A 15,600-nucleotide genomic window follows, 5' to 3' on the forward strand; every position below is an offset into this window, starting at 1 on the left:
ACCAGTCTCGCCTCTCTTCTTCTGCCTTGGGATCCCGAAAAGTTGTTTTGAACAAGGGTCTTCCCAGGATTTTTAAGATAAGGCCGTCCGATTTTGAGGCGGCCTTATGGACAAGCATCTGCAAGAGTTGCTCCAGCAAGAAGATCAAAAGCGCAGAGATGAAGAGGTGCGGCGCACCTATGCCCTTTCTCAAAAGTCCGAGGGGATGGTGATCCTTCTGTCTATTCTGCTTGCCTTCGGAGCCTACCTCTACACGCGGCGGTGGAAAGCTTTGATGGTTTTTCTGGGCTGGTGTTTCTTCCTTGGCGTCTTGTTTAGCGACGACGAGGGAGAGGTTTCCCTACCCGGACTGTTTCTGGCCTCCACCTGGGCAGCAGTAGACAACTGCGGCGCTATCCAGCGGGCAAGAGAAGAAATCGAACGGCTGCGCTCCGGCCAAAACCCTGATGTTGATCGGCAAACTTAAACTTGGTCGACAAAACAAAATAGTGGCCCAAAAATCGGTATTTTATTTCAAACTCTCGAAAAAGATGCTATACCTACTATTTCAAGTGGCACCCAGATACAAGCGGCGCAACCGACCCATTCTCAACGGCAGTGAAACTTGGATTCCTATTCCCTTTGTCTTTTGGGAAAGAGCATGCCTCTAACCCCCAAAACCCTGAACTTTGCTGAATTTACTGAGCTTTAGGCGGTTTGGCAAAAGTCATTGAGAGGGATATAGTAGACCAAGTTTCCCCCTGATCCTTGAGTCCACCGCAACGGTTGCCGGGAAGTGAAGGGGGAAAGCGCTCGGGGGGTATTCCTCAGGGCTTTGCGGGATACCGCCTTCCTGTTTGGACTCCGTCCCGCTGACGCGAACAGAGATAGGCAGGATGCGATCGCTTCTTTCCTGAACCATGTTCAGGAGAGTTCAGCGTGAATGTATCAGCTTGGACAAACCAAATTCTGTCCCCCTAGGAGAGGGGCTGGAGGTGAGAGAGCTTAGGATAGCTACAGATTAGAGCAATCAAAACCATGAAGTCTGCTGCTCGCCTAGCTTGTCTGCTTGCCGGACTGATCCTAGGAGCGGGGATCCCCGTCATTGCTCCCGCCCCCGCCCTTCCCGTTGCCCAAGCCGGTTTCCGGCCCTATCTCAATGCCCGCTTTGGCTACCGCATCGACTACCCGGCAGACTTCATTCCGCAAGGGGAATCGGACAACGGCGATGGCCAAGTGTTTCTCGGTCAAGACGGGGCTGAGCTGCGCGTTTGGGGTGGGTACAACATTTTTCAAGCAACGCCCGCCAGCGCCCTGCAGGAAGAACTTCGCCGCAGCCGGGAAAACCAGCGCCAGGTTACTTACCAAGCTGTTGGCCGGGATTTCTTTGTGGTCTCCGGCTACGAGCCCGTTCGTGTCAGCGGTGCGGAGCCCTTTGGCCAGCGGATTTTCTATCTCAAAACAGTTGTCCGCCCTTCGCTGCAAGCTGGCTTTGAGTTCGTGTACCCGGCCAGCCGGCGCGAGCGCTATGACCGAGATGTGGAAGCTATAGCCCGTTCCCTGCGCCTTGCCGATCCCTGAGCTAGACCCAAGTTGGGGCATGATCGTAGGGATCCCTGGCAAAAACGATGGTGAAGAAACCTCTGGATGATTGCCTGCTGGAGCGGATGCGGGTTGTTGGCCTGTCTTCTTGGCGCGCTTTACAGGCCCAAGCGGGGATCAGCCGCCGCGCCCTTGATCAGGTGCGCCGAGGGAAGTGGGGATCCCTGCGCCTGGAGCAACTGCAAAAGTTGGCTGCCGCTCTGCAGTGGGATTTGGGATCCCTGCTGCGCCTCAACGGGAATGACAAAATGGAATCCACCGATTCATCAGAAGTCCTCTTCTCTCTGCTGCAGCCGTTGCTGACCAGCTACCCCACTGTCCGCCAGATTGCCCAGCGCAAGCCCGATTGGCCGGCCCAAAACGTGACAGCTCTGTTTCGCTCCTTAGACGCTCTGCTGCAGCGCTGGGGGTATGAGCCCATCGGCAACCCCCTGGAGTCCGTCCCCTTTGATCCGCAACTGCATCAACCGGATCAGCTGGATATTCAAAAGGGGGATCCCGTTTACATTCGCTTTGTCGGCTACCGTCGGGGAGATCACATCCTTTGCCCGGCCAAAGTCAGCCGTTCCCTGCCTGGAGGATTGAGCTGATGGCACCTGCCCCCAAAGCGACCCTAGCCATTGATTTTGGCACCAGCAACACGGTGGTGGCAGTTTGGGATCCCGCCCAAGCAGTGCCCCGTCTCCTCACTCTTCCCGGCCTCTCTCGCCCAGACCACTCGGCTATTCCCAGCTTGGTCTACGTGAAGGGAAAAGGCCAGCTCCTGGTGGGGGAAACCGTGCGCGCCGGTCGGTGGGGGGCAGTGGATCCGCAACGGCTGTTTCAGGGGTTTAAGCGGGACTTGGTGGCGGAGTTTGTCCCTCCGCCGCGAGTTCTAGATGGAGAGCGCTACGACGCCGAGAGGGTGGCCCAAGCTTTTTTGCAGACGGTGATGGAAGCTGTCCCGAAAGAACACCTGCAGCCGCAACAGCTGGTGTTCACCGCCCCTGTCGGCTCTTTTGAGCGCTACCTCAATTGGCTGCGGGGAGTGGCCAGTGCCTGTGGCTGGGATCCCGTTCAAATTGTCGATGAAGCCACGGCAGCAGCCCTAGGCTATGCGGTTGGCCAGCCGGGATCCCTAGTGCTGGTGGTGGATTTCGGCGGCGGTACCTTGGATCTCAGCTTGGTGCGCACCCTCGCTCCCCAAGCGGGTAGCCCTGTCCTCAAAGCGGAGGTGATCGCCAAGGCCGATGCCTATGTGGGCGGGGTGGACATCGACATTTGGATTGCCGACTACCTACTGCAGCAACTGGGGCTAAGCCGACAGCAAATTGGAGCTCTGGGCTGGCTCAACCTCCTAGAGCAGGCAGAACAGCTCAAGATCGCCCTTTCCACTCAGATGGAAGCGGTGGGCAGTTGGTTTGACGACGAAGCCCTCACTGCCCATGAGTTGAAGTTAAGCCGGCAGGAGCTGGAAGAGATCCTGGAAGCTCGTCAGCTTTTGGATCAAATCCGCCAGTGCCTAGACGACGTTCTCCTCACCGCCCAGGCGAGGGGATTGGGCAAGAACCAAATTGAGCAGGTGCTCTTGGTAGGAGGCAGCTCCCAACTGCCAGCAGTTCAAGAGCTGCTGCGCTCCTACTTCGGCAAAAAGAAAGTGCGCTGCGAACGCCCCTTCGATGCTGTGGCCCTGGGCGCCCTGCAGGTGGGCCGCCAGGTGAAGCTGGAGGATCGCCTGCACCACAGCTATGCCCTCCGCCTCTGGGATCCCTTGCAGAAGAGCTACATCTACTACCCCCTCTTCGAACAGGGCAGCCCCTATCCCTGCCGACGGGCTGAGCCCTTGATCCTGCAAGTGGCCAACGACGGACAAACGGAGATTCGCCTGGAGGTGGGCGAAGTGGCCCAGGTGGCCCAATCGGAGGTGGTTTACGACGAGCTGGGGCGGATGAGCAGCCGGCAGCTCACCCGGCAAACCGATTTCCGGTTCCTGGCCCCTCTCGGATCCCCAACCGTTCGCGCTACTTCGACGGAGTCATCACCAATTTGTCTGGCCCGTTTGCAGCCCCCTGGCCGCGTGGGAGAGGATCGCCTTCGCGTCGAATTTGCCATTGATAGCTCGCGGCGCTTGTTGGTCACCATCACCGACCTGCAAACTCAGGCGCTCTTGGCAGAGGCCCAGCCTGTAGCCACCTTGAGTTAAGAGACGAAAGTAGAGAGAAGAGAGCGTCTTCACTGCAACGGAAGACAAAGAAAGCAATGTAAAGGGCACGACATGGCCACGATTCCCAACTCTCATCTCCCCTTGTGAGAGAGGGGTCGGGGGCTTGAGGAGAGTAGAGAGCGGTTGCGCCGACGGCGTGGGGTCTCAGGGGAAGGATCTCAATCATTGATATTGTTGATATTGATTATTGATTGAGAATGGCTGCATATCCAGTGATCTCTGTAGCGACTTGATGAATAATCTGAGCGATGGGATATGAATCTGATTTGCGTTTAACTACACTTCTTCTCTTGAGCTACCTTGGGAACAAATCTTGCTCTTGTCACCACCGCCCCATTTTGCCCGTCCTCCCCTCGACTTTATTCCGCCCGCCTATAGCGCCTGGGTGCTACGGCTCGTCCACGGGATCCTGCCCCTGCTCTTGCGGGTGAGGGTGCGGCGCTGGCTTCCTTCCGGCATTGCCAAAATCGAGGCCACAGGGGCGGAGATCTTGGCGCGGCTCTACCACCAGTTCCAGGAGGGTCAAATTCGCCTAGTCCTGGCTTTCCGACATGTGGAGGTGGATGACCCGCTGGTGGGCCTGTACGTTCTATCTCGCCTGGTGCCCGAAGCCGCCCGTCGACAAGGGATCCGCCTTCGAGAACCCCTTCACGCCCATTTTCTCTACGACCGGGGCATGCCCCTCTGGGGAGGGGAATGGCTGGGGTGGCTGTTGTCTCGCCTGGGCGGGATCCCTATACGCCGCGGTCGGAGGGTGGATCGGGTGGCGCTAAAGGCGGCCCGGCAACTGCTCCTGGATGGGCAATTTCCCTTTGCAATCGCCCCAGAAGGAGCCACCAACGGCCACAGCGAACGGATCAATCCCCTGGAACCGGGAATGGCTCAGCTGTGCTTTTGGTGCGCCGAGGACCTGGCCAAAGCTGGTCGCTCAGAGACCGTCATTTTGCTGCCCATTGGCATTCGGTACTACTACACGGATCCCTCCTGGACGAAGCTAGAGCGCCTGCTGGCGCGCCTTGAGCACCTGAGTGGGTTGACGCCTCCGAAGCCAGAGCCAAGATCCTCCAGGAGCCCCAACCTTCGCTACACCCAGCGGATCTGCCGCCTAGCCCAGCATCTCCTGGGACAACTGGAAGCTTTCTACGACCTACCTCCCTTCATCTCTGGGAGAGATGAAGAAGAACCACGGATAGAGCAGAGGCTAGCCCCTGGCCACTTTAACGCTCGCCTGGAGCGGCTGCTCCACAGAGCCCTGGAAACCGCAGAGACCTACTTTGGCCTATCTCCCCAGGGGGATTGGAACAGCCGCTGCCGCCGCATTGAAGAAGTCGCCTGGATCCAGATTTACCGAGAAGAATTGCGGCATCCTGGATCCCTGTCTCCCCTGCAGCGGGGGTTGCTCGACTGGAAAGCCCACCAGGCAACGCTCTACCTGCAGCACATGCGCTTGGTGGAAAGCTGTGTAGCCGTCCAGGAAGAGTATTTGCTGAGCAAACCCTCTTTTGAGCGGCTGGCAGAAACTGCCCTCATTCTATTTGATGTGCTGGCCCGCCTTCGAGGGGAATCCTACCCAGCCCGCCCTCGCCTAGGCTGGCGGGGGGTTCACGTGACCGTCGGGGATCCCATCTCCGTTAGCGAGCGGTTAGAGCGGTATTGCCGAGGCCGCCAGGAAGCCAAACAGGCGGTGACCGAGCTAACTCAGGATGTTTTTTCTTTCCAATTTCTTTCTTTTTCTTCCAATTTCTAGGGATCCCCCAAAGGGGGAACCAGCTTAGGTGAGAAGCCTGGCACTACTGCCGAGAGACTGCTGAAAGATAAACCACCTTCCCATCATAGAACAGAGCTGAGCCTTGGTCGCCCCGCTGGGACTCTGCTCGGTACTCCCAGCAGCAATAGGAACTCACTGTGGTTTTCCACAACCAGGTGAGGTACTGCTCCGGCCTCGCTCACCTCGGTGATGGTTGCTTCCTGGGTTTGCAGATCTGGAAGGCGATAGGCAACTTCCTGCTCCCCCTGAGAAAAGAGAGGGAAAACCTGGAAACTGCCCTCTTGAATGGGATCCCCAATACGCAGGGTTGGAAAGTTAAGGCTGGCCATCGACTCCTCCTTCTCGTTGAAGTTGCAAGGGTGTTGCGGAAGCTGCCCTTCCCCTTGTTGGCTTGGGATCAGCTCGCCGGATCCTGCTCCAATCTAAAGTCCTTTGGAAATGCTCCCTTCCTAAAAAAAAGAGGTGAGGGGACAGCCTTCGCCTTTCGGGACTCTGGTAGCGCGGATGCAAATCATCCTGACCAAAAGAGAGGGATCCCTAAAAAAGGGATCCCTGCCTCAATATCTGGGGTTGATCTCTAGCCTGAAATAATTGAAATTAATCAGCACTAGTGAGTATCAAAGCACTCCGGGACTAGTCCCGCTCAATGTACAAAAAAAGCACTGCCATGCCTACCGCAGGAAGCAGCCAACCAACAATGGGGATAAAAATCCAAGGAAGATAAGCAGCAGCGTAAGAACCGGTCATGATTTTGCTCCTCTCAAGTGATGTGACAAACTTGACAACTAATTCACCAACCCTCGAAAGATGGCGTCGATCCCGGCAAAGTTCTCCAGCAGGAAGTAGGCAGCAAACACTCCACCCATACCTCCCAAGAAAAATCCTGCCGTCAGATCCCCCCAACCCCGAGCTGTAGCCAGAGGAGCGGCCCCCGGTGTTTCCGGCTTGTTTCCGAAGGTAACGCTGCCATAGGCCGACATGCAGGCGGTTCCCAGCAGCACAATCGCCATCGCCGTAACCAGCCCGCCTAAGTTAGCTGCCTCAGGGTAATCCCGCAGCGGCCCCAGCACAATTTCTGGCCCTACCAAGAAATAGCCATGGGCCAGCCCAATTTCCAGCCCCCGCAACAGCGGCGATAAGCCAGGACGGTTGATGGGGAGATTGTTGATAAACAGACGGGTGACAGGAGAATCGCTGATGGGCGTCGAAAGATGCCCCTCGCAGGGATCGTCGTTAAAGGTGCGAATGTAATCCATGTCCGAATGTCCTGCCTGGAATTTTGCGATTCATTCTACGGGGCCTAAGTTACCCTCTCGGCAACCACCACCCGGATCGTTAAAAAAGTTCATGCTCGCTTAACACAGAGATAGCTCTTCTAATTGAGACATAAGTTTGAGACATTCCCTCGCAGAACCTGTCCTCAGCAATTCGCGCTCTTGCCCATGATCCCTGACCTGCTAACGCGAACTTCACCCTCTCCAGGGGGAGAAGAGAGAAGTCCAGATTCACCGCCTGGTTGTAACCAGTGGTGAGGAATAGCGGCAGCTTTTTCGGACTGTGTATTGAGTATTATGTGTATTGAGTATTAAGTTGAGTATTAAGGTCTGCAATGAAGTGGGATCCCTGCTGGGCAAGGGATCGATATTGCGCTGTGGTAGGTAGCCCCGAAAAAAGTGGTAGATACACTGGCCATGGGTCAACAAAGCCTAACTGAATTCGGCTAGGTCGTAAAAACCATGGGACCCTTTACCCCTACCTATTGGGGGCTACTACCAGACCGAAAACCTCAAACCTACAGACTAGAGCCTAGGCCCACATAGGAGCCATAGAAAAAGAGCCCAACTACCGTGATCACACCCAAACCGGCAACCACAGCCACTATCCACAAAGGGATCCTTGCTTGACTGGTCATAGCAACTGGTCTCCAAAAAAGACAGAACTAGCAGCAATTACATTCTCAGTAAACTTAGCAAAGGGGAGCAAGGGCTAGCCAAAAGCCAGCATTGTCCCCTGCGCTCTTTCCCAACTCCAAGAGCAGAGTGGGATCCTGGCCTCAGTTGAGAAAGTAGCTGGAGAACAACAGCCCAACCACAAACACCAGCAGCAAACCCAGGTAAAGGGAAGTGCGGTTTAGCTCCACCGGTTGGGAGTTGGGATTCCTTTCGGGTTGATCAGCCATTGGGTTCACCGTTGAATAAACTGCATTGCAGCAATAGCTCCCAAGAAGAAAACAGTTGGGATCGCCAAGGTATGTACCGCCAGCCAACGGACGGTAAAAACAGGGTAAAAAACGGGTTCATCAGATTTAGTGGCCATAGATATCACCCTACGCAAAAAGCTCAATCAACTTACAAATTGCAACAACGAATAGTCCACTTACCCACGGGCACTCCTAGCGAGTCAGCCTCTCCAGCTCCTCCAGAGCATTGAAGCGATCGCTAACGATCGGCAACTCCTGGCGCTCTGCCGTGAAATACTCATTGGGGCGCGGGGTGCCAAAAATATCATAGGCCAGGCCAGTGCTCACAAAAAGCCAGCCTGCCAAAAACAAAGCGGGAATGGTCAGGGCGTGAATAACCCAGTAGCGGACACTGGTAATGATATCGACAAAAGGTCGCTCTCCGGTGCTGCCAGCCATGAAACTCCTCCCTAGGGTAGGGGCAAAAGTGCTTTCTGAACTTTCTGAGTCTATAACACAATGATAAGGATTTGGATGCACAACTACAAGTTACGAGACCCTTGCTTAGGCCCTTTGCTGTCAAGCCGGATCCCGTCTTGCATAGGTAAAATCTCCTAAGGGATCCCTGCGGCGAACCTTCTTAGCCGAGTTTTCAGAATCTCACTGCCAAAGGGCGCAATCCCAAGGGGCATCGAGGGCTTGAGGATGGGGCGGAAGTTTGAGATAAGCTGACCCTGAGGGGATGTTGTTGGAACAGGAGTGACAGCTATGCGGTGCTCGTGGCCCCTAGCTCTGAGCTTGTGTTGGACGCTGGGCTGGTCGGGTGTCAGCTTGCCGGCTTGGTCCCAAGGGGTGGAGCAGCAAGCCTCGCTGGCCTGGACCGACCCCTACGTGGCGGCTCTGGAACGTCAGACGGATGTGGTGATCACCCAAGAACCCCTGTCAGCCACCCTGACCCGTCTGGAATTGGCCCAGTGGCTGACGGAGTTTTTCGGCTACATTCCCAATCCCAACCAGGTGCAGGAGATTCGCGACCTGGAGCCCAACACCCCCGACTATTGGACTGCCCAAGCCGTGCTGCAGGCGGGGGCCATGCGCCTATACGAGGGCAACGAGTTTCGCCCGCAAGGGGATATCACCCACCTGGAAGCCCTGGCCATTTTGGTGCGGGCTCTGCAATTGCCTGCTCCCACCCAGGCCGACATTGAGCGCTGGATGGCTCTGTACACCGATGCGGCTGATGTGCCGGAGGTAGGGCGGGCTTTTGTGGCCATGGCAGGCGAAGCGGGGCTGCTGGTGAATGTGCCGGATCCAGCTCGTCTTCAGCCCAATCGCGTGCTGAGGCGAGCAGAAGGGGCGGTGTTGTTGCATCAGGCCCTGGTGTATCGCGGTCAGCTTCCGCCCTTGCCACCCCCTGTGGCCCAGTTGCGTCCCTCCCCAGCCCGGGTGGCCGAGACTGTCCAACCCGAAATCTTCCAAACGCGGATCACTCCCGAGGGAGGAAGTGTTCCTGCAGGGGGAACCTTGACCATTGAAGCGCAGGCCACTCCCAACGGCAGGGCTACGGTTGATATCGGCGGCGTGGTTCAGGGTCTGCCGATGCAGGAGGTGCAGCCCGGCTACTACCGCGCAGTTTATAGCCTTGGTCCTCAGGATGCCGTCTTTGGCCCCGACATCAGTATTCAGTTGACCCTCAATGGCGTCAGTACCCGCGTTCAACGGCGGCTACCTCAACTGGCCTTGGGCAATGTTGCTCCTCCGCCAGTGGAATCAGTATTTCCGCCCCCAGCTCCTCTGCCGCAGCCAGCCCCTCTGACTGCAGCCAGCAATCGCTATCCGCGCATTGAGGCCATTCGCTTGGATCCCCAGCGCGACTTGGTGGAAGGGGACATTCTCACCATTGCCATTTGGGGGGAATCTGGAGGGATCGCCCAGTTTGATCTGGGGAATCTGGCCCTGAACCAGCCGATGCGGGAGGTACGACCCAACCACTACGAAGGCACCTACGTGGTAGCCCCCACCCACCAGGCCAACAATCCCACCTTGAGGATTGTGCTCACCAAGGACGGCCTCAGCCAGGAACATCGGGAGATTTTTCCTTTTTCCATCGATGGCTCCAGAGGAACCCGCTCCACCATTCAGCCGGTTTCCGCACCCGTCGCCACGGGACTGCCCCAGATTTTCAGTGTCACCACCAACAGCACCAATCTGCGCATGGGAGAAATTCTCAAAGTCACCATGCGAGGGGATCCGGGGGGGCGGGCTGCTTTTCGGATTGTTGGGGTAACGCCGGAAGTCGAAATGCGGGAGGTGGCGCCGGGCCTATACGAAACCCAGCAGCAGTTGCCCTTCAACATGCAGCCGGTCAACAACGGCATCATCGAGGTGATTTTGCAAAGAGGGGGCCAAAAGACCACCCAAACCAGCCCCTCGCCCATTACCATCGCCCCTTAGCTAGGATCCCCGAGAAGGCTAAACTGCTGCCTCAAAGGGATCGGCGCTGCGCTGGATCTGGGTAGAGAGCTTGGGGATTACCTGCAGGTTGAACTGTTGCTCGAAGACTTTTTTCTTCTCGTTTAAGCTCCACAACTCTAGGGCACAGTCGTCCTTGGGATGCCTGGGATCCAAAATCAACTCCATGCGGCGGGGGCCTTCTCCCAGGAGCTGAAAACGGCAGTGCAGGGCTTGAATGGCCTGCAGGCGGCGGCGATCCAAAGCACAGGCTATGCGCAGCAGGGGGCTCAGTTCCAGCACCACTTGGCGATCCCGCTCGTCGCTGAGGCGCTGGAAGTTCTCGTGCTTCTTCTTGGGGGGCGACTTGCGGTGGTAGCGGGCCAAGTTGGCGATCACCTCCACCTCTTCTTCGTTGAAGCCCAAGAGTTCTCCATGGCGGATCAGGTAGTAGGAGTGCTTGTGGTGGGCGGCATGGCTGATGAAGTGGCCGCAGTTGTGCAGCATGGCCGCCGCCCAGAGGAGAGCCCGCTCCCGGGATCCCCAACCATGCAACAGGCCGCGGGTCTGGTCGAAGAGGCTGAGGGCAAATTCGGCCACCCGTTCGGCATAGGGCAGCTCCACCTGATATTTTTCCGCCAGCTTGAGCACACTGCGCCGCCGCACCGAGCTGTGGTAGCGCAGCCGATCCTCAATCAAGCCTTGGCCGATCATCCAATCCACGATCAGCCCTTCCCGCAGAGCCCGTTCGCAAAATTGAACCCGCTCTACCCCCAGCAGGCTCATCACTTCCTCTAGGATCAGGGCGCCGGCCAGGATGATCTCCCCCCGTCTTTCCCCTAGGCCGGGAAGTTTTTGCCGTTCGGCCACCGTCAGGGATCGCAGCTCTTTGATGTAGCCGCGCAGGGCTTCCAGGCTGAACTCATACCCCTGCAGGCGATGGGGGAGAGCGCCCAACCGACGGCGGGCATCCAACTGGGCCAGGCACTCGACGGTGCCAGAGGTGCCCACCAAAGGCAGGGATCCCTGTTGTTGTGAAGAGGCAAGGATCCGCTTCATCTGCTCGATGGGGGATTCCAGCATGCCGCGGATGTGCTGGCGCAGGGCTTGCAGTTCGGCAGAAGTGGGCGGGTCGTGGTGCAAAAAAGCCTGGGTTAGACGCACAGCTCCCACCTTGATGCTGCGCAGAAACTCCGGCTCTTGGCCATTGCCCAAGATCAGCTCGGTGGAGCCGCCACCAATATCCACCACTGCGTGCAGCCGGTTGTGGAACTCCATCGCCGAGAGCACCCCCAGGTAGATGCGGCGGGCCTCTTCCTGCCCCGAGATCAACTCCACCCGCAGGCCCAGCTCCCGTTCAATCCGCTTCAAAAACTCCGGCCCATTGGGGGCCTCGCGCACAGCACTGGTGGCCACGGCAACAATATCCTGCACCTGAAAGCTCTCAGCAATGCGGCAAAACCGCTCCAGAGCCGTCCGGGCCCGCTCCATAGCTGCAGGCGTGAGGGCGCCCGTCTGGCTGCAAAACTCCCCCAGCCGGACGGTGGCTTTTTCGCGGGAGATGATGGTGAAGCTAGGGATACGGGGATTGATGCGCACCACCACCATGTGGAGAGAGTTGCTGCCCACATCGATGGCCGCCAGAACGGGGGCCGCCCAAGATTCAGAACGAGAAGCCGGGCTGGTTTCGGAAACTGGGGAAGCAGAGGTGACAGAGCGTTCCGTGAAGTTGGTGGGCGAAGAGATCATGGCTCGGGTAAGGGGGTCAACCCCTTTAGGATACTGTGTACTTTCCCCCCTTGTTCCGGGCCGAGTCGTGAGGTGAGGTTCGCGGTTGACTCGGCAAACAGGGGAATTGATTAGCTGGGGATCCCTGCCGTTCTCGCCCCAGCCTAAGATAGGGACATGGATATCCATTTCTTCACTGTTCTTTCTTTGTTGTCGAAGCAGGTTCCGATGTCTCAGCCAGCCGAATCACCTCAGAAGGCCAACAGCACCCTCAAACTGCTGCGCACTCACGAGTCTCCCAAACTGGAGCGCATCCGCCACACCACTTCCCATGTCCTGGCTATGGCGGTGCAAAAGCTGTTTCCCAAGGCCCAGGTGACCATCGGCCCCACAACCGACTACGGCTTCTACTACGATTTTGACCATCCCGAGCCCTTCACGCCGGAAGATCTGGATCGCATCAAAAAAGAGATGCAGGCAATCATCAAAAAGGGCCTGCCGGTGATCCGCGAGGAGGTGAGCCGTGAAGAGGCCAGGCGCCGCATCGAAGCCCTCGGAGAACCCTACAAGCTGGAGATCTTAGACAGCATTCCCGAAGGGGAGGTCATCAGCATTTACCACTTGGGGAATGAATGGTGGGATCTCTGTGCCGGTCCCCACGTGGAAAACACCCAAGAGCTCAACCCCAAAGCTTTCGATCTGCTCAGCGTGGCCGGCGCTTATTGGCGGGGGGATGAAACCAAGCCGCAGCTCCAACGCATCTACGGCACCGCCTGGGAAACTCCAGAGGAGCTGAAGGAATACAAGCGGCGGCTGGAGGAGGCCAAACGGCGGGATCACCGCAAGCTGGGCAAAGAACTGGGTCTCTTCCTGTTTTCCGATGAAGTGGGTCCGGGCTTGCCCCTTTGGACTCCGAAAGGAACTACCCTACGCTGGGTGCTGGAGGATTTTCTCAAGCAGGAGCAGCTCAAGCGGGGCTACCTGCCGGTGGTTACCCCTCATATTGCCCGTGTGGACTTGTTCAAGATCTCCGGCCACTGGCAAAAGTATCGGGAAGATATGTTTCCCATGATGTCAGAGAATGAGCAGGCGCGTGCGGCTGAACAGGGCTTTGTCATGAAGCCGATGAATTGTCCTTTTCACATCCAAATCTACAAATCCGAGCTGAGATCCTACCGCGATTTGCCCCTACGATATGCCGAGTTCGGCACCGTTTATCGCTACGAGCAATCGGGGGAATTGGGAGGTCTGACGCGAGTGCGTGGCTTCACGGTGGACGATGCCCATTTGTTTGTTCGCCCCGATCAATTGGAGGAGGAGTTTCTCAAGGTTGTCGATCTCATTTTGGTGGTTTTCGATAAGCTCAAGCTCAAGGATTTTCGCGCCCGCCTCAGCTTCCGGGATCCCAAGTCGGACAAATATCTGGGATCCCCCGAAGATTGGGACAAAGCCGAAAATGCCATCCGTCGCGCTGTGGAGAAGTTGTCGATGCCCCACTTTGAAGGGATCGGAGAGGCAGCCTTCTATGGGCCGAAGCTGGATTTTATTTTCCGCGACGCGCTGGATCGGGAGTGGCAACTGGGCACGGTGCAGGTGGATTACCAAAACCCACAGCGCTTTGATCTGCAATACGTAGCTGAGGACGGATCCCGGCAGCGTCCGGTGATGATTCACCGTGCTCCCTTTGGCTCGCTGGAGCGGCTGATTGGGATCCTCATCGAAGAATACGCTGGGGATTTTCCCTTCTGGCTGGCCCCGGAACAGGTGCGCATTTTGCCCGTTTCCGACCAATACCTGGGCTACGCCCTCCAGGTGCGGGATCAGCTGCGGGAGCACGGGATCCGCGTCCACATCGATGCCGACAGCGATCGTTTGCCCAAAAAAATCCGCAATGCCGAGAAGGCCCGGATCCCTTTTATGTTGATCGTGGGAGAACAGGAACAAACGGCAGGAACGGTGAGCGTACGCCAGCGTCATGGGCAAGAGCTGGGATCCCTGACGGTGGCAGATTTCCTAGCCCAGCTACAGGCACTTGACTAGCTTGGGCATTCGGGATCCCTGGCTTGCGGCAACTGGGTTTTCAGAACTTGAGGATCCCAGGTTCTGAGGATCTCAAGAAAGAGCTTGAGTTTCCCTTTCTCAAGGGAAGCCAAGGGGGCTAATTGAAAAATCAGGATTTGGCCGACAACCCACCATGTTCTCTAGGGATTTTCTGGAGAGGATCCTGCAACGCTTTAGGAGCTGACGGCTAAATCGATCTGTCGCCGAATGGATTGGCCGTTACTTTGGTGAATTGATTGATAGTTACTTTGAATTGCAGTGAAATAGCCTGTCGATCTAAGCTCCTCATCTCCCGCTCTGCGATTGTAGATAACAGCACTATGAATTGTAGCTTTTACTACAGTATTAGCTTCTCTATTGGAGATAGGCTTTTGTGCATTCAAAGTCTGACCGCAGAGTGATGACTCAAGGATAGGATCCCATGCCCAAAACGCTGTTTAAAGTTGACCTGACTAAGCCAATGGATCAACAGGATCTACCGGGTCACAACCGCTGGCATCCTGATATTCCCGCTGTGGTTTCTGTAAACCCTGGCGAGGTATTCCGAATTGAGTGTAAAGACTGGACGGATGGGCAAATCAAAAACAACGATGATCCTTCCGACATTGAGCAGGTTGACCTAAGCGTTGTCCATGTTTTGAGTGGGCCTATTTGGGTTAACGGCGCCCAGCCTGGAGATATCCTGGTTGTCGATCTGTTAGACATTGGGCCACTGCCGGGAGACGAGTGGGGGTTTACAGGTATTTTTGCCAAAGAAAATGGAGGGGGATTCCTCACCGATCATTTTCCCAACGCGGCCAAAGCCATCTGGGATTTTCAAGGCATTTACACCACTTCCAGACACATTCCCCATGTGCGCTTTGCCGGCATCATTCACCCCGGCCTCATTGGCTGTGCCCCATCTCACGAGTTGCTGGCGGCTTGGAATAAGCGGGAAGCTGAGCTGGTCGCTTCGGCTCCCGATTTGCGCACTTACGGCGCGGGGCTATCCGGCAATCAGCCTGTGCTGGCCGCCTTGCCCAATCCCAAGAACGCAATTTTGGGAACTTTGCCCAAGTCAGAGTATGAGCGGGTTGCTGCTGAAGCGGCTCGGACGGTGCCCCCGCGAGAGCACGGCGGTAATTGCGATATTAAAAACCTGTCTAAAGGAACACGGATCTACTTCCCGGTTTACGTGGAGGGTGCCAAGCTGTCGATGGGAGATATTCACTTCTCGCAAGGGGATGGGGAGATCTCTTTTTGTGGCGCTATTGAGATGTCGGGCTACATCGATCTCCACGTCGATCTAATCAAGGGTGGTGTTGAGAAGTACGGATTGGTTAACCCCATTTTTAAGCCCGGCCCTGTTGAGCCACGTTACTCGGAATACCTTGTGTTTGAGGGCATTTCTGTGGACGAGCTTACAGGTAAGCAGCATTATATGGATGTTCACATTGCCTATCGACGCGCCTGCTTAAATGCCATCGAATATCTGAAAAAATTCGGCTTTACGGGAGAACAAGCTTATCTGCTGCTCAGTTCTGCACCGGTGGAGGGCAGAGTGAGTGGGATCGTCGATATTCCCAATGCTTGCTGTACGGTGGCTGTTCCTACGCAAATCTTCGACATAGATATTCTCCCTAGGTGAAT

At 56.5% G+C, this 15,600-nt stretch carries 16 protein-coding genes; 8 read left to right on the forward strand and 8 right to left on the reverse strand.

Going from position 1 to position 15,600, the window contains the following annotated elements:
* Positions 1–106: 106 nt before the first annotated feature.
* From ACVWYY_RS06820 to ACVWYY_RS06840, 5 genes are all read left to right on the forward strand, one after another.
* Positions 107–466 carry a hypothetical protein gene (locus tag ACVWYY_RS06820; protein WP_414375464.1) on the forward strand — a complete coding sequence of 120 codons (360 nt, stop codon included), beginning with the start codon at positions 107–109 and terminating at the stop codon, positions 464–466.
* A gap of 551 nt (positions 467–1,017) precedes the next feature.
* Complete coding sequence (locus ACVWYY_RS06825) at positions 1,018–1,560, forward strand: hypothetical protein (RefSeq protein ID WP_414351906.1); 543 nt, start codon at positions 1,018–1,020, stop codon at positions 1,558–1,560.
* A 47-nt stretch (positions 1,561–1,607) separates the two neighbouring features.
* Positions 1,608–2,171, forward strand: a complete 564-nt coding sequence (locus ACVWYY_RS06830; protein WP_457394672.1) for a helix-turn-helix domain-containing protein — start codon at positions 1,608–1,610, stop codon at positions 2,169–2,171.
* The gene (locus ACVWYY_RS06835) at positions 2,171–3,763 is read left to right on the forward strand and encodes an Hsp70 family protein (RefSeq protein WP_414416189.1); all 1,593 of its coding nucleotides are present in this window, start codon (positions 2,171–2,173) and stop codon (positions 3,761–3,763) included. Before ACVWYY_RS06830 ends, ACVWYY_RS06835 begins: the two co-directional genes overlap by 1 nt.
* 334 nt (positions 3,764–4,097) lie before the next feature.
* Positions 4,098–5,531, forward strand: a complete 1,434-nt coding sequence (locus ACVWYY_RS06840; protein WP_414381867.1) for a 1-acyl-sn-glycerol-3-phosphate acyltransferase — start codon at positions 4,098–4,100, stop codon at positions 5,529–5,531.
* 83 nt (positions 5,532–5,614) lie between these two features.
* Here the strand turns inward: ACVWYY_RS06840 and ACVWYY_RS06845 are convergent, their stop codons facing one another.
* The 7 genes from ACVWYY_RS06845 to psbE all read right to left on the reverse strand — a co-directional run bounded on the left by ACVWYY_RS06845 (position 5,615) and on the right by psbE (position 8,190).
* On the reverse strand, positions 5,615–5,881 hold the full coding sequence (locus tag ACVWYY_RS06845) for an ARPP-1 family domain-containing protein (protein ID WP_011433115.1): 267 nt from the start codon (positions 5,879–5,881) through the stop codon (positions 5,615–5,617).
* A gap of 304 nt (positions 5,882–6,185) precedes the next feature.
* Complete coding sequence (locus ACVWYY_RS06850) at positions 6,186–6,299, reverse strand: photosystem I reaction center subunit VIII (protein WP_011433114.1); 114 nt, start codon at positions 6,297–6,299, stop codon at positions 6,186–6,188.
* Positions 6,300–6,337: 38 nt separating this feature from the next.
* Entirely contained in the window at positions 6,338–6,808 is a 471-nt protein-coding gene (locus ACVWYY_RS06855) for a photosystem I reaction center protein subunit XI (protein WP_011433113.1), read from the reverse strand.
* 536 nt (positions 6,809–7,344) lie between these two features.
* Positions 7,345–7,464: a photosystem II reaction center protein J gene (locus ACVWYY_RS06860; RefSeq protein ID WP_011433112.1), complete on the reverse strand. Its 120-nt coding sequence runs from the start codon at positions 7,462–7,464 to the stop codon at positions 7,345–7,347.
* A 141-nt stretch (positions 7,465–7,605) separates the two neighbouring features.
* A complete protein-coding gene (locus ACVWYY_RS06865) occupies positions 7,606–7,731 on the reverse strand; it encodes a photosystem II reaction center protein L (protein ID WP_011433111.1) in 126 nt (41 codons plus the stop codon).
* Positions 7,732–7,736: 5 nt separating this feature from the next.
* Positions 7,737–7,868 (reverse strand): cytochrome b559 subunit beta, encoded by a 132-nt coding sequence (gene psbF / locus ACVWYY_RS06870; protein ID WP_011433110.1) that lies wholly within the window; start codon positions 7,866–7,868, stop codon positions 7,737–7,739.
* 76 nt (positions 7,869–7,944) lie between these two features.
* Positions 7,945–8,190 (reverse strand): cytochrome b559 subunit alpha, encoded by a 246-nt coding sequence (gene psbE, locus ACVWYY_RS06875; RefSeq protein WP_011433109.1) that lies wholly within the window; start codon positions 8,188–8,190, stop codon positions 7,945–7,947.
* A 309-nt stretch (positions 8,191–8,499) separates the two neighbouring features.
* Between psbE and ACVWYY_RS06880 the strand changes: the two genes are divergently transcribed.
* The gene (locus ACVWYY_RS06880; RefSeq protein ID WP_414408682.1) at positions 8,500–10,185 is read left to right on the forward strand and encodes an S-layer homology domain-containing protein; all 1,686 of its coding nucleotides are present in this window, start codon (positions 8,500–8,502) and stop codon (positions 10,183–10,185) included.
* Between the two features lie 18 nt (positions 10,186–10,203).
* Here ACVWYY_RS06880 and ACVWYY_RS06885 read toward each other — a convergent pair whose 3' ends face one another.
* Positions 10,204–11,931: a Ppx/GppA phosphatase family protein gene (locus ACVWYY_RS06885; protein ID WP_457403473.1), complete on the reverse strand. Its 1,728-nt coding sequence runs from the start codon at positions 11,929–11,931 to the stop codon at positions 10,204–10,206.
* A 207-nt stretch (positions 11,932–12,138) separates the two neighbouring features.
* On the opposite strand from ACVWYY_RS06885, the gene thrS reads away from it, so the two are divergent.
* Entirely contained in the window at positions 12,139–13,950 is a 1,812-nt protein-coding gene (thrS, locus tag ACVWYY_RS06890; protein WP_457403471.1) for a threonine--tRNA ligase, read from the forward strand.
* 442 nt (positions 13,951–14,392) lie between these two features.
* Positions 14,393–15,598 (forward strand): formamidase, encoded by a 1,206-nt coding sequence (fmdA, locus tag ACVWYY_RS06895; RefSeq protein ID WP_414341590.1) that lies wholly within the window; start codon positions 14,393–14,395, stop codon positions 15,596–15,598.
* Positions 15,599–15,600: the final 2 nt, after the last annotated feature.

This window comes from Thermostichus sp. MS-CIW-34 (assembly GCF_054060435.1).

Bases quoted from the DNA above. Each gene is read 5' to 3' on its own strand.
- ACVWYY_RS06820 (WP_414375464.1), top strand. From the start codon at position 107: ATGGACAAGCATCTGCAAGAGTTGCTCCAGCAAGAAGATCAAAAGCGC.
- ACVWYY_RS06825 (WP_414351906.1), top strand. From the start codon at position 1,018: ATGAAGTCTGCTGCTCGCCTAGCTTGTCTGCTTGCCGGACTGATCCTA.
- ACVWYY_RS06830 (WP_457394672.1), top strand. From the start codon at position 1,608: ATGGTGAAGAAACCTCTGGATGATTGCCTGCTGGAGCGGATGCGGGTT.
- ACVWYY_RS06835 (WP_414416189.1), top strand. From the start codon at position 2,171: ATGGCACCTGCCCCCAAAGCGACCCTAGCCATTGATTTTGGCACCAGC.
- ACVWYY_RS06845 (WP_011433115.1), bottom strand. From the start codon at position 5,881: ATGGCCAGCCTTAACTTTCCAACCCTGCGTATTGGGGATCCCATTCAA.
- ACVWYY_RS06850 (WP_011433114.1), bottom strand. From the start codon at position 6,299: ATGACCGGTTCTTACGCTGCTGCTTATCTTCCTTGGATTTTTATCCCC.
- ACVWYY_RS06855 (WP_011433113.1), bottom strand. From the start codon at position 6,808: ATGGATTACATTCGCACCTTTAACGACGATCCCTGCGAGGGGCATCTT.
- ACVWYY_RS06860 (WP_011433112.1), bottom strand. From the start codon at position 7,464: ATGACCAGTCAAGCAAGGATCCCTTTGTGGATAGTGGCTGTGGTTGCC.
- ACVWYY_RS06865 (WP_011433111.1), bottom strand. From the start codon at position 7,731: ATGGCTGATCAACCCGAAAGGAATCCCAACTCCCAACCGGTGGAGCTA.
- psbF (WP_011433110.1), bottom strand. From the start codon at position 7,868: ATGGCCACTAAATCTGATGAACCCGTTTTTTACCCTGTTTTTACCGTC.
- psbE (WP_011433109.1), bottom strand. From the start codon at position 8,190: ATGGCTGGCAGCACCGGAGAGCGACCTTTTGTCGATATCATTACCAGT.
- ACVWYY_RS06880 (WP_414408682.1), top strand. From the start codon at position 8,500: ATGCGGTGCTCGTGGCCCCTAGCTCTGAGCTTGTGTTGGACGCTGGGC.
- ACVWYY_RS06885 (WP_457403473.1), bottom strand. From the start codon at position 11,931: ATGATCTCTTCGCCCACCAACTTCACGGAACGCTCTGTCACCTCTGCT.
- thrS (WP_457403471.1), top strand. From the start codon at position 12,139: ATGTCTCAGCCAGCCGAATCACCTCAGAAGGCCAACAGCACCCTCAAA.
- fmdA (WP_414341590.1), top strand. From the start codon at position 14,393: ATGCCCAAAACGCTGTTTAAAGTTGACCTGACTAAGCCAATGGATCAA.